The sequence below is a fragment of the Arthrobacter sp. P1_B4 genome (genome assembly GCF_056406555.1).
The window spans coordinates 23,544-37,697 of sequence record NZ_JBFTZW010000027.1; the positions used below are offsets into that span (position 1 = coordinate 23,544).

Here is a 14,154-nt window from a genome sequence, read left to right on the forward strand (position 1 = left end):
GGGAACATGAAGAAGAACGGTCCCGAAGCCAAGCTGCTTGTCGTCGATGACGAACCGAACATCCGCGAGCTGCTCTCCACGTCCCTGCGCTTCGCTGGTTTCGAAGTCGTCTCGGCCGGCAGCGGACGCGAGGCACTGGCTGCTGCTGAGCTGCACTCCCCCGACCTGGCGGTGCTGGACGTCATGCTGCCGGACATGGACGGCTTCACCGTTACCCGCCGCCTGCGCGCCGCCGGCAAGCACTTCCCCGTCCTGTTCCTCACGGCCAAGGACGACACCGAGGACAAAGTCACCGGCTTGACCGTGGGCGGGGATGATTACGTCACCAAACCGTTCAGCCTCGACGAGGTGGTGGCCCGCATCCGCGCCGTACTCCGGCGCACGCAACCCCAGGTCGACGACGACGCCGTGATCCGGGTCGATGACCTCCAGCTCGACGACGACGCCCACGAGGTCCGGCGCGGCGGGACAGTGATCGAGCTTTCGCCCACGGAATTCAAGCTCCTGCGCTACCTCATGCTCAACCCGAACCGGGTCCTGTCCAAAGCCCAGATCCTCGACCATGTATGGGAGTACGACTTCAACGGCGACGCCTCGATCGTGGAGTCCTACATCTCCTACCTGCGCCGCAAAGTGGATATCGATCCCGATGCCCCGGCACTGATCCAGACCAAGCGCGGCGTCGGCTACGTTCTGCGGACTGCCGAGAAGCGCTGACCTTGCTGTACCGCTGGAAATCGGCGTCGCTGCGCTCGCAGCTCGTGGCCATCATGATGGCGCTCATGCTGGTGGCCCTCACGGCTACCGGGGCGGGCACGCTGACGCTGCTGCACAGCTTCCTGCAGGGCCAGGTGGATGACAAGCTCCGGGCCGCCGTCGAATCCGCGCGCCAGCAGCAGTCCTTCAGCCAGCTGCAGGAGACCAACTCCACAGTTCCCACTGACTACTCGCTGATGCTCTTCAGCCCCGGTCTTCCGCCCTACACGTTCGGCGGCGACAAGGAATCCCACCCCGCGCTCAGCACCTTTTCCTCGGTCGAGGCCCGGGAACGCCAGCAGATGCCGTTCCAGGTCCGCGGATCCGAGGGCGGCAACTGGCGGGTCGTGGCCGTCAGCGTGGTGGACAACAACAACCGCGGCGCCGTCGTCGTGATCGGGCTGCCGCTGGACCCCGTGGATTCGGTGATGGAACACGCTGCCCTGGTGGTGGTGGGTGTGGGCCTGCTGACGCTCGTGCTGGCGTTCTTCATCGCCACGTGGACTGTTTCGCGGTCCTTCCGGCCGCTGGCCCGGGTGGAGAAGACGGCCGCCGCGATCGCCGCGGGAGACTTGTCCCAGCGTGTGGAGGTGGAGAACCCGGGCACGGAGGTGGGCCGGCTTGGGAGCTCGCTCAATGCCATGCTCGCGCACATTGAGACGGCCTTCGCCGCCAGGATGGCGTCCGAGGCGCGGATGCGGCGCTTCGCCGCCGACGCCTCGCACGAACTGAGAACCCCGCTGGTGACCATCCGCGGGTTCTCCGAGCTGTACCGGCACGGGGCGTTGTCCACTCCGGAAGATGTGGCCACGGCGATGGGGCGGATCGAAAGCGAAGCCAAACGCATGGGAGCCATGGTCGAAGACCTGCTGCTGCTGGCCAGGATCGACGAACAGCGGCCGTTGCAGCAGAAACCCGCAGACCTGCTGCTGCTGGCCAACGACGCCGTGGTGGACACCCAGGCGAGCGACCGCAGCCGCACCATCACCCTCACCGGGATTGACGGCGCGGCCCCGACCGCCGCCCCGGTGCTGGGCGACGAAGCCAAACTGCGCCAAGTGGTCAGCAACCTGGTCGGCAATGCCCTGCGCTACACGCCGGAGGGCACCCCTGTCGAAATTGGCGTCGGGGTCCGGACCGCACCGGACGGAACACGGCAGTCCGTGATCGAGGTCCGGGACCACGGACCGGGGGTTTCGGATGACGAGGCGGCCCGGATTTTCGAGCGCTTCTACCGCGCCGACACCTCCCGGACCCGGGAGACCGGCGGCAGCGGACTTGGCCTGGCGATCGTGGCCGCCATCGTCGGCTCGCATTCCGGGTCCGTGCGGGTCGGGAAGACCGACGGCGGTGGTGCCACGCTGGTGGTCAGCATCCCGCTCCTGGACGAAGAGGCCACGGAACGGTCCACAGCGGACTTATCCACATAGGGGCCGACGGCGGTGTCCGGCCGGCGCGCCGCCCGCCTACGCTCGAGGTGTCCGGAAGATCCGGATGAGGCAGCCGCTCCCCCGCCAGCTCTCACCGAAAATGTCAGCGCAATACGTCACCGCAGACCCGCTGACGGTCACCGTGCTCCGCCGGGCCGCGGCCGCCTCCCGAGCATTCGAGAGGCCTTTCCATGAGCATCATCTCCGTCGATACGGAACTCCTCCAGCTGAAGTCCGCCAACGTGCAGGCCACGGTGGAGAGGATCAGCGCGGACGTCCACGCCATGAAACGGGGGCTGGACGAGCTCCAGGGCAGCTGGCGGGGCTCCGCGGCGACTAATTTCCAAACCCTCGTGGCCGAGTGGACGCTGACCCAGGGCAGGGTCGAGGCTTCCCTGGCGTCCATCAACCTCGCGCTGAACTCCGCTGCCGCCACCTATGCGCAGGCGGAACAGGGCAATGCGCAGCGCTTCACGTGAGCCGCACGCGCCCTCAGGCCTCGGGTGTGCCCTGGTGGAAGCGGAGGCGCCATTGCGCGCCTTCAAGGACCCACAGGGAGCTGCGCAGGGCCGATCCCTCACGGGTGTGGCTGCGGTAGGTCAGGAGGATGGTCTTCTCACCCAGCCGGTCCGCGCCCAACAATTCCAGCTCCACGGCTCCGCCCGGGTTGTCCTCGAGTGACATCATCATGGCGTCGCGGGTCCAGATCCGGCCGGAGCTGCCGATTTCGGTGAAGTCCGGGTGGAGCAGCACGCCCGTGCGGCCCAGGTCCGCCCGGGTTTCGGGGCGGAGCAGTTCGCGTTCGAGGGACTCGACGACGGCTTCGGCGCTGGCCTCCGCCCGGTCTACGGCACGTTCTTCTTCGAGTTCGCTGAAGAGGTCCGGTTCGTCGTAGGTCCCCGGCACGCCAAAGAGTTCCTGCTGGCCGGCTGGCGCCGGGGCTGCCTGCGGCCGGGCCGCGGGGGCGGCAGTCGCAGGGATGGCGGCGGGCTGGGCGTCGGGCTGCAGGGCGGCTGGCTGCATCTTGTCCTGCTGCATCTTGTCCTGCTGCATCTTGTCCTGCGGTGTCTTGCCCGCTGACGGTTCGCCCTCCGGGTTGCCGAACCCGGGACCCTGCCGGACGGCCACGCCCTGCTGGTACGCCGTGGCCGCTGCCCGGGCGCGGACGTCCGCCGCCTCGTTGAGCTCGTGCCCCGCGTGGCCCCGCACCCACTCGAAGGTGTACTTGCGGCCCACGAGCGCCTGGTCGATGTCCTTGAGGAGGTCCACGTTCAGCACCGGCTTGCCGTCTGCCTTGCGCCAGCCCTTGCGTTTCCAGCCGGGCATCCACTTGGTCACGGCGTTGATGACGTACTGGCTGTCGCAGAGGATCAGCAGGTCTTCCCCGGGCATGTGCGCCGTTGCCCGGAACAGGTCCAGCACCGCCATCAGTTCGCCCTGGTTGTTCGTGCCGTGGGGCCATCCGCCGGCCCGCCAGCAGTCGTCATTCACGTACCAGGCCCAGCCGGCCGGGCCGGGATTTCCTAAGGCCGAACCGTCGGCCGCTGCTGTAATCGTCACTGACCTATCCTGCCAGAACCCGCCGACGCCCACCGACGCTCCTTGGCCAGGGACCGCGCTTAACCGGCGACGGCGGCCCCACCCGAAGGTGGGACCGCCGTCGTCGAACAGCCGGTAATGGCTGGCGCGGGTGGTTAGAAACCGCCCATGCCGCCCATGCCGCCCATGTCGTCGCCGCCGCCCATCGGGGCGCCACCCTTCTCGGGCTTGTCGGCTACAACGGCCTCGGTGGTGAGGAACAGGCCGGCGATGGAAGCCGCGTTCTGCAGGGCAGAGCGGGTTACCTTGACCGGGTCGTTGATGCCGGCGGCCAGCAGGTCGACGTACTCGCCGGTGGCGGCGTTGAGGCCGTGGCCTGCGGGCAGGCCGCGGACCTTGTCCACGACGACGCCGGGCTCGAGGCCGGCGTTGAAGGCGATCTGCTTCAGCGGGGCGTCGATGGCAACGCGGACGATGTTCGCGCCCGTTGCTTCGTCACCGGAGAGCTGCAGGTTCGCGAATGCCTTGGCGCCGGCCTGGATCAGGGCAACGCCACCGCCGGCGACGATGCCCTCTTCGACAGCAGCCTTGGCGTTGCGGACGGCGTCCTCAATGCGGTGCTTGCGTTCCTTGAGCTCGACCTCGGTTGCGGCGCCGGCCTTGATGACTGCAACGCCGCCGGCCAGCTTGGCCAGGCGCTCCTGCAGCTTCTCGCGGTCGTAGTCGGAATCGGAGTTCTCGATCTCGGCGCGGATCTGGGACACGCGGCCGGCGATCTGGTCGGCGTCGCCTGCACCCTCGACGATGGTGGTCTCGTCCTTGGTGACAACAACCTTGCGGGCCTTGCCAAGGAGTTCGAGTCCGGCGGTCTCAAGCTTGAGGCCGACTTCCTCGGAAATGACCTGGCCACCGGTGAGGATGGCGATGTCGGCCAGCTGCGCCTTGCGGCGGTCGCCGAAGCCCGGAGCCTTGACGGCGACGGACTTGAAGGTGCCACGGATCTTGTTGACGATCAGGGTGGCCAGGGCCTCGCCCTCGATGTCTTCGGCAATGATCAGCAGCGGCTTGTTGGACTGCATGACCTTTTCCAGGACAGCAACCAGTTCCTTGACGTTGGAGATCTTGGAGTTGACGATCAGGATGTACGGATCCTCAAGGACCGTTTCCTGGCGCTCGGCGTCGGTGACGAAGTAGGCGGAGATGTAGCCCTTGTCGAAGCGCATGCCTTCGGTCAGCTCCAGCTCGAGGCCGAACGTGTTCGACTCCTCGACGGTGATGACGCCTTCCTTGCCGACCTTGTCGAGGGCTTCGGCGATCAGGGCGCCGATCTCGTTGTCGCCGGCGGAGATGGACGCGGTGGCGGCGATCTCTTCCTTGGTCTCGATTTCCTTGGCGGAGGCCAGGAGCTCGATGGTGACCGCGTCAACAGCCTTCTCGATGCCGCGCTTGAGGGACAGCGGGTCAGCGCCGGCCGCTACGTTGCGCAGGCCTTCCTTGACCAGGGCCTGTGCCAGCACGGTTGCCGTGGTGGTGCCGTCGCCTGCGACGTCATCCGTCTTCTTGGCAACTTCCTTGACCAGCTCGGCGCCGATCTTTTCGTAGGGATCGTCCAGCTCGATCTCCTTGGCGATGGAAACACCATCGTTGGTGATCGTGGGGGCGCCCCACTTCTTTTCGAGGACGACGTTGCGTCCCCGCGGGCCGAGGGTGACCTTGACGGCGTCGGCGAGGATGTTCAGGCCCCGCTCAAGACCGCGGCGTGCCTCTTCATCAAATGCAATGATCTTGGCCATAACGGCAGTAGTCCTTTCGGGACAGTCGTTAAGAATGAACCTTCGCTGTGGTGCCCGCGACGGACGATCCCTACCCCGCGGCCTCTGTATGCCGCCGGGTCCGGGATCTCACCCCAGCAAGGTGTTTCTTTAGCTCCTGGACCGGCTGTCCCACTTCGCGGCCGGGCGGACCGGGCGTCGTGTTAGCAGTCAGTGCGCTGGAGTGCTAAATCAATAATTAGCACTCCCCCGGGGAGAGTGCAAGCAGTGGTCGGCCGGAACCGGCCGCCACGCGGGCACAATACGCTACGAGCGATCAGCCGCCGCTGCTGCTCGCGGCTTCCGTGCCGTCCACCGTGGGCAGGTTGTCCTCGCCGTAAGTCGAAACCATGTAGTTCGCTTCGGTGATGTCGCCGTGGGCATCAAAGTTGATCCGTCCGGACTGGCCGTCGTAGTCGGGCCGCTGGCCTGCCCGGAGGACGCCGACGCAGTCCTTGTAGCTCGTGCATGACTCGCTGGGCGGCTGGCTGCCGCCGGCCCCCGTTCCGCCTGCCGCGGGGGTTCCGCCGGAGACCGCGACGAGGGACGCTGCGATGGAGGTCCCGGCGTCGTCCTCTGCTGCGGCGGCGGCGACGGCGGCCAGGACGACGGCGTCGTACGTCTCGGCGGCGAACACCATGTCCTTCAGCCCGGGATCAACGGCCACGAGGTCCGCCTGGAAGGCGGCGGAGGGAAACACGCCGGGCAGGATCCCGCGTGCACCCTCGAGCGCCCGGGCGCCCAGGCCAGCGCCGTACTTGCTGACTGCTCCGTCGCTGAGGACCAGCTTCTTGCCGGCGAGGCCGGCGTTGTTCAGCTCGGCGATGGCGCCCTGTGCGCCGTCGCGCGAGACCAGGATGACGGCGTCGGGGTTGGCGGCCTTAGCGGCGGCGACAGCCTGCTGCGCCTGGCCGGGGGTGAACTCCGCGTCCGCCACGACTTCGAGTCCGGACTGTTTCGCCGCACCGCCGACGGCGGCGGCGACGTCTTTGCCGTAGTCGCCTTCCTCATGCAGCACCGCCAGGGTCCTGGCGCCGCCGTCTTTGACCAGTTTGGCGAGGACGGAGGCCTGGGCGGTGTCGGCGGCCGAGGTGCGGAAATAGTAGCCGCCGCTCTTGTAATTGCTGAGCCCGGCGGCGGTGTTGGCAGGGGAGATCACGGCCACCTTGGCGTTGGCCAGCACGTCGATGGCGGCCGGGGCACGGCTGGAATCGGTCGGGCCGATCACGACGTCGGCCTTGGCGGCAACCAGCGCTTTCGCCTGGGCGGCGGTGTCCGTGCTGATGGTTTCCGGCAGCAGCTCCACCGGTTTGCCTTTGTGCCCGCCGGCAGCGTTGATCTCCTTGACGGCAAGTTTGGCCGCCGCGAGCTCGGAAGCGTTGAGGAAGTTCTGCTTGCCGGTGTTGTCCAGGATCAGGCCGATGCGCAGGGTGCCGTCACCGCTGGCGTCCGCGCTGGCCACGCGGGCGCTGCCCGCGGGGCCCAGGCAGCCCGTCAGGGCCAGGGCCGCTACTRTGCCCGCCGCCAGGGCGCGGCCCAACGGCAAATGTCCTCCGCGGCGCCCGGCCGCGTTCCTTGGGGCGTTCGTGACGGCAGCCAGTACCACTAGGCGGGCCGGACGCTTTCGGCCTGCGGGCCCTTTTCGCCCTCGCCGACTTCCAGTTCCACCCGCTGGCCCTCGTCCAGGGCGCGGTAGCCTTCCCCGACGATCGCGGACCAGTGCACGAAGACGTCGTTCTCGGAACCGTCCACGGAGATGAAGCCGTAGCCCTTTTCGGCGTTGAACCATTTGACGGTTCCCAGTGCCATGGTGTCCACACTTTCAGCTAGCTTGCGTGCGGCCCACCTCGGTGTGCGCCGCGGACTGCGAAGAGAAATCCGCAGATACTGTACCCACAGCGTCCCCCAGGAACGCCGGCGGCGGGCAGGGCCGCCGCCTAATAGTTATTGAGGCGTAACCGGATTGGCTACTGGTAGCCGGGGCCGAGCACGACGACAAGGGGCATGTTGAACTCGGCAGAGTCCACGAGGGTGTCCACGCCGAGGAGGGCTCCGAGTGCCTCCGCATTGTCCTTCTGCTCGATGCCGCTGTAGAAGATCACGGACGTCTGTTGCGGGACACCGCCCCAGTTGCCTGTCTCGCCCAGGACCCAGCCGTCGGAGGTGACGGTGCCGCCGACGCGGGTGGCTAGGCCGGCGGTGGTGGTCGCGTTGTAGATCGTCACCGGCTGCGTCTTGTCGACAGCGGCGGCTGTGGCGCTCGGCGTAGCTGACGGCGAAGCCGCCGGCGCGGCGGCGGCGTCCGTGCCGGCCGGGTCCGGGCTGGTCGGCGTGGGGCTGGGGCTCACGGTGCTCGTGGCGGACGGGCTGCTGCTGGCAGATGCGGACGGGCTGCCACCGGCGGTCACGGCCGCGGCCTGGCCTGCGGAGAAGCCGAGCTTCGGCAGGATCAGGAAGGCCACCAGGCCGATGGCCAGGGCTACGCAGCCGGCCGCCAGGATCGGCGCCAGGCTCCGCCGCCGCGATGCCGCGACGGCCCGGTGGACTCCCTGCCGGGCAGAGGTCTCCGGGACCCGATCAAATTCATCCCGAGCGTATTTGGTCATGGTAAAACGACGTCCTTGCTGATTTCATACGGGGTGCCCGAGGCCGGAACGGACGCAACAGGACGTGCGCATCCGGCTGCTCGTGACGCGACTTTACGAATCTGTTCCCAGACGACGGGCAGTGCGGGCACGTTGGCGTGATGTACGTAGTCTACGCAATCTCTTGACCAGCATGGGATCGTGGGCCAGCGCATCCTCGGTATCGATGAGGGCATTGAGGATCTGGTAGTAGTGCGTGGCGGACAGATCGAACAGCTCACGGATGGCCTGTTCCTTGGCCCCGGCGTACTTCCACCATTGCCGTTCCAAGGCCAGCATCTGCTGGTCGCGGGCGCTCAGCGCAGACTCCGCCGACACCCCGTCCGGACTCGCGCCGGCGGTTGGGAAGACAGCAGAATCCCCCGCGAGCACGTGCTCTTGCGCTGTTTCGGCCACGACACACTCCCTGGCTGATTCCAAAAAACCTGGCTGGATCCGGTAAAAAGTCAGTCCCCATGCTACGGCCGAATGACAGGGTTGTCATTCGGGCGGGCGCAGAAACGGGCCGCAGCTGGGGAAGAATGGGTGTTGTGTTTGATGCCGAGTCTGACCCCGCCAGTGAACCCGACGCGCTGTTCGAGCTGGAGCCCGCAGCCGCGGACACCCTCAGCTTCGCGGACCTGGCCCGCCGGCCGCTGGACGCGCTGGTTGCTCCGGACTGGGCGGAGCCGCTGGCGCCGGTGGAGGCGCAGTTGCGCGAAGCCCTCGCCTTTGTCGCAGGCGAAGTGGCCGCCGGGCATGGTGTACTGCCCTCGCCGACAAACCTGCTGCGGGCTTTCCGGCAGCCCCTGGCCGGCGTCCGCGTGCTGGTGGTGGGCCAGGACCCGTATCCGACGCCGGGGCACGCCGTGGGGTTGTCCTTCGCCGTGGACGGCGCCACCCGGCCGATCCCCCGCAGCCTGGCAAACATCTACAAGGAACTTCAGGCCGATCTCGGCTTCCCCCCGCGCGTCCACGGGGACCTCAGCCACTGGGCTGACCAAGGCGTACTGCTGCTCAACAGGGTGCTCAGCGTCCGTGCCGGCGCGGCGGGCTCGCACCGGAACAAAGGCTGGGAGGCCGTGACGGCGGCGGCCATCCGGGCCGTCGCCGGCCGCTCGTCCGTATCCGGTGCGGGCCATGCCCCCCTGGTGGCGATCCTGTGGGGGAAGGATGCCGAGTCCGTGCGGCCGCTGCTGGGGTCCGCCGCCGTGATCGCCAGCGCCCACCCCAGCCCGCTATCGGCCTCGCGCGGCTTCTTCGGGTCCCGGCCCTTCAGCCGGGCCAACGCCCTGCTGCTGGAACAAGGCAACGGGACGGTCGACTGGGAGCTTCCGCCGTTGCCGTAACAGGCCTCCGCGCAATGCTCCCGCCGGGGGTTCTTGGTTAGGCTTAGCTGCATGACATCCGTCCCCGCAGCCACCACCGCCACCCGGAACTCGCGCCCCCAGACCGATCTGACGGTCCTGCGCAGGGAGCAGCTCTCCCCGTACATGGTCCGGATCATCGCCGGGGGCCCTGGCTTCGCCGGGTTCGTCAACAACGACTATGTGGACCGGTACGTCAAGATCGTCTTTCCGCAACCCGGCGTCGAATACCCGGATCCGCTGGATTTGTGGGCCATCCGGGAAACCATGCCGCGCAGTCAGTGGCCGCACACCCGGACCTATACGGTCCGCTGGGTGGACCCGGCGGCGCAGGAACTGGCCATTGACTTTGTGATCCACGGCGACGAGGGGCTCGCCGGCCCCTGGGCGGCTTCGGCCCAGCCCGGCGATCGCCTGACTTTCACCGGCCCCGGCGGCGGGTACAACCCGGATCCGGCCGCGGACTGGTACCTGTTTGCCGGCGATGAATCAGCGTTGCCGGCCATCGGCGCGGCGATCGAATCCCTGCCGGAGGATGCCCGCGGCCTCGCCCTGCTCGAAGTGGACAGCGACGCCGACGTCCAGGCCATCGCCGGGCCGGCCGGCGTCGAGCTGCGCTGGCTGCTGCGCGGGGGCGCCCCCGCCGGTGAGAGCGAACTGCTGGTCACGGCGGTGCGCGACGCCGAGTGGCCCGAGGGCCGGGTGCAGGTCTTTGCCCACGGCGAGCGGGGCTACATGAAGGGCCTCCGGGACGTGTTCTACGTGCAGCGCGGGCTGGAGCGGGCCCAGGTGTCCCTCTCGGGCTACTGGGCCAAGGGCCGGGTGGAGGACGACTTCCAGGCGGAGAAGAAGCTCCCCATCGGCAAGATCTAACGGCGCAAGATCTAACGGCGCAAGATCTAACGGCGCAAGTTCTAACGGCGCAAGATCTAGCAGAGCAAGATTTGGCGCTGCGGAGCTTCCCCACCTTTGCCACCACGACGCCGGGACACGCCGGCGCGGCGGGCCGACACACCGTCGCGTCCCGGCAAAAGTGGGGAAACCCGGCGCCTTAGGGGACCCGGACGGGCATTCCTCGCAAGATCTAGCGGCGGCGGGCCCTGCGCCGTTCGTTGCTCGCCAGGCTCCGCGTCAGGGGCCGCGCCAGGGTGTCGCCGAGCACGATGCCGGCAGCGACACCGAGCACGATGGCCCCGGCGTTGAGCATCCCGCCGGCGCCCATGAGAATCTCCGATTCCTCGATGGTCAATACATACATCGACCGGAATATAGTGAGCCCGGGGAGCAGGATCAGCGCAGCGGGAACGGCCACCACCAGCTGTGGGGCGCCCATCCGGAGGGCCACGACGCGGGCCAGCAGGCCGATCACCACGGCAGCGAGGGCCGGGGCGAAGCGGGATCCGATGCCCAGGGCGTCGCCGCCGATGAGGACCAGGTAGCCCACCACCCCCACGGCCGCAGTCGGCAGCAGCAGCTTCCAGCTGGTCTGTTCCGTGATGCCGATCATCAGCACCGCAATGGCGATCAGGATGACGATCACCCACAAGTCATACTTGGGCGGGAATGTTTTGGTGACGTCTATGGGATCCATGCCGGTCATGTCCCCCACGACGAAGCCGACGGCGATGCCGGCGACCAGCGCCCCGAAAGTCAGCATGGTGGACAGGAACCGTCCGGCCGCCGTGACGGGGAAGCCGTTGATCGCATCCTGCACCGAGGACACCAAGCGTCCCGTCGGCAGGAGCAGCAGGATCCCGCCGACCACCACGATTTCGGGGGCAATCTGCACTCCCAGCGGGCTGCCGAAGCGCCACAGCAGCAGGGCGATAATGGTCACCAGGAACGAACACGAGGCAGTGATGAAGAAGTCCGGCGTACGCCAGCGGCCCAGCTGGCGGGCCAGCAGGCTGACCAGAAGGTTGGAGAGGAACGCGACGACCGAGGCGCCCAGTCCGCCGCCTAGGACACCGACGAAAACGGCAGAGAACACGCCGAAGGCCACGGTGACCATCCACCGCGGGAACGGCTTGGCGCTGCGGGTGATGTCCTCAAGCCGGCGCACGGCTTCCTCGCGGCCGACGCCGCCGGCCACGATGTCTGTCACCAGCTGGTGCACTTGCGAGAGGCCCGCGTAGTTGTTGGTCCAGGACCGCACCACCCGCAGCAGTGAGATGGGCGTCTGGTCCTTGGGTGCGTAGTTGATGGCCACCGACTGGTTGGTGATGTCCACCTCGATGTTCTTGAGGCCAAGCGCGGCGGTGATGGCGATGATGCTGGTCTCGACTTCGAGGGCGCCGGCCCCGTACCGGAACATGGATTCGGCCAGCTTCAGGGCGAAATCGATGGTCTTGCGGGCTGCGGCATCCACCCCGCCAACCTGAATCATCGGGTTGGCGTAGGGGCTGCCGGCGAGCCGGTCGACGATGCTCATCGGCGCGGTGGGCGGGTTTTCGCCCTGGACCAGGCGGCGCAGCATTCTCTTGGCGGCGGCGTTCTGGCGCACCTGCATGGCCGACATCGGCTGGGTCCGGGGCAGGCCGTCCGTGGGTGGCCTGCGGTGGCCGTCGGTTCCGTTGTTCATTCCGGCCTCCTCACTGTCCTGGCTGACCTTGATTGTCTTTGGCTCGGTTTAGTAAAACTGCTGGCCCGTGCGCCGGGTGTAGACCTGGCGTGCGACGCGCTCCCCCGCCGTCATCCAGGCCTTGTACTTCAGCGGGCTCAGAACCTGGTCATAGCAGCCGACGAAGTCGGTCACGGTCTTGCTGAAGCTGGTCTTGAAGAGCCCCAGCCCATGGAACGGGTTCGACGTGTCCTTGAGCTTGTGGCTCGGCGGCGTGCCGCAGAAGTCGTATTCGGTGCAGCCGAGGTCCTTGACCTGGTTGATCGCGGTCCACTGCACGAGGTGCGAGTCACCGTACTGGCCACGCTTCTGCAGGGAGCCGCCGTCCTTGTACGTTCCCTTGCGGCCGTAGTTGATCACGAACGCGCCCACCGAGGGCACCCCGTTTTCGTACACGAAGAGCAGCCTGCCCTGGTCCCGGGCCAGGAAGTTGGTCCAGAACTGGCGGTAGTACTCGTACTCGCGCACCCGGACCTGGGACTTGGCTTCCACCGTGGTGGTCATCAGGGCATACATGGCCCGGAAGTTCTCTTCCGTGGGCTCGACGTTGTGGACTTCCACGCCCTCGCGGATGGCGCGGCGCACGGCGTTGCGGCCCCGGGAATGCAGGTTGCGCAGCAGCTGGTTTTCCTCGGGCGCAATATCGAGCAGCGCCGTGGAGTCGTTCGGCTGCAGGTTGTGGGTCTTGACCAGGCCGGCGCCCTCAAGGATCCGCGCGGCGTCGTCGGACAAGACAACATCCGGTTCGATCTTGATCGCGAAGACGCCCAGCTTGGCCCTTTTGACGAAGTCCGCGTTAGCCGCGACGATCCCGGGGATGTCCTCGACAGACGCCACGTCGGGTCCCTTGATCAGGTACCAGAGCTTGCCGAGGACCGGAAAGGACTTCTCCAGGACCAGGTTGTAGCTCGTGTAATCGGCCGACTCGTACACCAGGTGCAAGGGCTTCCAGCCAAAGTGCTGTTTGACCTCGGCGAAGGCTTCCGATTGCAGGAGATTGCCGCCGTTGGGGTTCGCGGTGACGTGGGCATCCCAGTTGGCAATCTCTTCGGCAGAGGCAAAACGGGCAGTGAATTCTCGCAAGGGTGCGGTATCCAATCATTGCGGTACGAGCTTCGGCGGCATGCGGACATGCAGCCCCAAGTCTATCGGTCCGCACCCTGCCGCCGGTCCGGGTCAGGCGGTTACGCTGGTCTCATGCACGCTCAGCAACAACCGCTGGAAGGCCGTCCCGGGGCGCCCGGCGGCCACTCTAAGGGCGTCGGAAGCGGCACGGGCGGTGGCTACTCCCAGGTGGTCGCGCTACTGCTGTTCCTCGCCGCGTCTGCGCTCGTTGCGGCCTTGGGCGGCCTGGCCACGGCCAACCACGTCAACGGCTGGTACGCCACCGCGGACAAGGCCCCGTGGTCCCCGCCGAACTGGGTTTTCGGGCCCGTCTGGACGGTCCTGTACGCCGCCATGGCCGTCGCGGCGTGGCTGGTCTGGCGCAGCCGCGCCCCGGGGTCCAAAGCGGCCCTGACAGCCTACGGCGTGCAGTTGGGGCTGAACCTGCTCTGGACGCCGGTCTTCTTCGCCCTGTACCCGGCGCTCGGGACGCCGGCGCTGTGGATCGCGTTCGGGATCATCGTGGCTTTGGCCGTAGCCGTGGCCGTGACGGTGGTGCTCTTCGGACCGATCAGCCGGACGGCAGGACTGCTGATGCTGCCCTACCTGTCGTGGATCGTGTACGCATCCTCGCTGAACCTTTGGGCGGCACTGCACAACTGATATGTAGGTGTTCTTGTCAATAGGGCAAGGGTGAGCGGTCCAGGGCTGGTTTGTCTTGGACCGCTCTTTTCGTATCCGTTCTTCGGCGTCGTCCGGTTGGCTGGCGCGTCATGTTCGACGAGGGAGCGCTGTCTGGCTGATATGCGCGGGTTGGTTACCGCAGGACGAGGTGTTCGGCTGGAGGGGTGCCGCTGGTCTAGGAATGTCGGGCGTCACCGGTGTTAGCCGGTTGTCCATAGT

General features: G+C 67.3%; 14 protein-coding genes. 6 read left to right on the forward strand and 8 right to left on the reverse strand.

The window, feature by feature from the left end; translation table 11 throughout:
* The first annotated feature begins 6 nt into the window (after positions 1–6).
* The 3 genes from AC1D1W_RS11275 (at position 7) to AC1D1W_RS11285 (ending at position 2,665) form a co-directional block, all read left to right on the forward strand.
* Positions 7–717: a response regulator transcription factor gene (locus tag AC1D1W_RS11275; RefSeq protein WP_018775770.1), complete on the forward strand. Its 711-nt coding sequence runs from the start codon at positions 7–9 to the stop codon at positions 715–717.
* A gap of 2 nt (positions 718–719) precedes the next feature.
* Complete coding sequence (locus AC1D1W_RS11280) at positions 720–2,186, forward strand: sensor histidine kinase (RefSeq protein ID WP_476943721.1); 1,467 nt, start codon at positions 720–722, stop codon at positions 2,184–2,186.
* Positions 2,187–2,377: 191 nt separating this feature from the next.
* Entirely contained in the window at positions 2,378–2,665 is a 288-nt protein-coding gene (locus AC1D1W_RS11285) for a WXG100 family type VII secretion target (protein WP_028276951.1), read from the forward strand.
* Positions 2,666–2,678: 13 nt separating this feature from the next.
* On the opposite strand, the gene AC1D1W_RS11290 is transcribed toward AC1D1W_RS11285, so the two are convergent.
* The 6 genes from AC1D1W_RS11290 to AC1D1W_RS11315 form a co-directional block, all read right to left on the reverse strand.
* Positions 2,679–3,746, reverse strand: a complete 1,068-nt coding sequence (locus tag AC1D1W_RS11290) for an RNase H family protein (protein ID WP_476943722.1) — start codon at positions 3,744–3,746, stop codon at positions 2,679–2,681.
* 134 nt (positions 3,747–3,880) lie between these two features.
* Complete coding sequence (gene groL, locus AC1D1W_RS11295) at positions 3,881–5,518, reverse strand: chaperonin GroEL (protein WP_028276953.1); 1,638 nt, start codon at positions 5,516–5,518, stop codon at positions 3,881–3,883.
* Positions 5,519–5,813: 295 nt separating this feature from the next.
* A complete protein-coding gene (locus AC1D1W_RS11300) occupies positions 5,814–7,082 on the reverse strand; it encodes an ABC transporter substrate-binding protein (protein ID WP_476943723.1) in 1,269 nt (422 codons plus the stop codon).
* 59 nt (positions 7,083–7,141) lie between these two features.
* Positions 7,142–7,345: a cold-shock protein gene (locus AC1D1W_RS11305; RefSeq protein WP_028276955.1), complete on the reverse strand. Its 204-nt coding sequence runs from the start codon at positions 7,343–7,345 to the stop codon at positions 7,142–7,144.
* A 158-nt stretch (positions 7,346–7,503) separates the two neighbouring features.
* Positions 7,504–8,142 (reverse strand): LytR C-terminal domain-containing protein, encoded by a 639-nt coding sequence (locus AC1D1W_RS11310; RefSeq protein ID WP_459383929.1) that lies wholly within the window; start codon positions 8,140–8,142, stop codon positions 7,504–7,506.
* A gap of 93 nt (positions 8,143–8,235) precedes the next feature.
* Positions 8,236–8,499, reverse strand: a complete 264-nt coding sequence (locus tag AC1D1W_RS11315; RefSeq protein ID WP_223915291.1) for a DUF3263 domain-containing protein — start codon at positions 8,497–8,499, stop codon at positions 8,236–8,238.
* Positions 8,500–8,702: 203 nt separating this feature from the next.
* Between AC1D1W_RS11315 and AC1D1W_RS11320 the strand changes: the two genes are divergently transcribed.
* Together AC1D1W_RS11320 and AC1D1W_RS11325 are read left to right on the forward strand one after the other, a co-directional pair.
* Positions 8,703–9,509: a uracil-DNA glycosylase gene (locus tag AC1D1W_RS11320; RefSeq protein ID WP_476943724.1), complete on the forward strand. Its 807-nt coding sequence runs from the start codon at positions 8,703–8,705 to the stop codon at positions 9,507–9,509.
* Positions 9,510–9,560: 51 nt separating this feature from the next.
* Positions 9,561–10,400: a siderophore-interacting protein gene (locus AC1D1W_RS11325; RefSeq protein WP_476943725.1), complete on the forward strand. Its 840-nt coding sequence runs from the start codon at positions 9,561–9,563 to the stop codon at positions 10,398–10,400.
* Between the two features lie 211 nt (positions 10,401–10,611).
* Here AC1D1W_RS11325 and AC1D1W_RS11330 read toward each other — a convergent pair whose 3' ends face one another.
* Positions 10,612–12,108: a threonine/serine exporter family protein gene (locus AC1D1W_RS11330; RefSeq protein ID WP_243181630.1), complete on the reverse strand. Its 1,497-nt coding sequence runs from the start codon at positions 12,106–12,108 to the stop codon at positions 10,612–10,614.
* 48 nt (positions 12,109–12,156) lie between these two features.
* Positions 12,157–13,230, reverse strand: a complete 1,074-nt coding sequence (locus AC1D1W_RS11335) for a lipid II:glycine glycyltransferase FemX (protein ID WP_243181631.1) — start codon at positions 13,228–13,230, stop codon at positions 12,157–12,159.
* Positions 13,231–13,344: 114 nt separating this feature from the next.
* Here AC1D1W_RS11335 and AC1D1W_RS11340 point away from each other — a divergent pair, with 114 nt between their 5' ends.
* A complete protein-coding gene (locus AC1D1W_RS11340) occupies positions 13,345–13,914 on the forward strand; it encodes a TspO/MBR family protein (protein ID WP_476943726.1) in 570 nt (189 codons plus the stop codon).
* Positions 13,915–14,154: the final 240 nt, after the last annotated feature.

Coding starts and splice junctions, on each gene's coding strand:
- AC1D1W_RS11275 (WP_018775770.1), top strand. CDS start 7: ATGAAGAAGAACGGTCCCGAAGCCAAGCTGCTTGTCGTCGATGACGAA.
- AC1D1W_RS11285 (WP_028276951.1), top strand. CDS start 2,378: ATGAGCATCATCTCCGTCGATACGGAACTCCTCCAGCTGAAGTCCGCC.
- groL (WP_028276953.1), bottom strand. CDS start 5,518: ATGGCCAAGATCATTGCATTTGATGAAGAGGCACGCCGCGGTCTTGAG.
- AC1D1W_RS11305 (WP_028276955.1), bottom strand. CDS start 7,345: ATGGCACTGGGAACCGTCAAATGGTTCAACGCCGAAAAGGGCTACGGC.
- AC1D1W_RS11310 (WP_459383929.1), bottom strand. CDS start 8,142: ATGACCAAATACGCTCGGGATGAATTTGATCGGGTCCCGGAGACCTCT.
- AC1D1W_RS11320 (WP_476943724.1), top strand. CDS start 8,703: ATGGGTGTTGTGTTTGATGCCGAGTCTGACCCCGCCAGTGAACCCGAC.
- AC1D1W_RS11325 (WP_476943725.1), top strand. CDS start 9,561: ATGACATCCGTCCCCGCAGCCACCACCGCCACCCGGAACTCGCGCCCC.
- AC1D1W_RS11330 (WP_243181630.1), bottom strand. CDS start 12,108: ATGAACAACGGAACCGACGGCCACCGCAGGCCACCCACGGACGGCCTG.
- AC1D1W_RS11340 (WP_476943726.1), top strand. CDS start 13,345: ATGCACGCTCAGCAACAACCGCTGGAAGGCCGTCCCGGGGCGCCCGGC.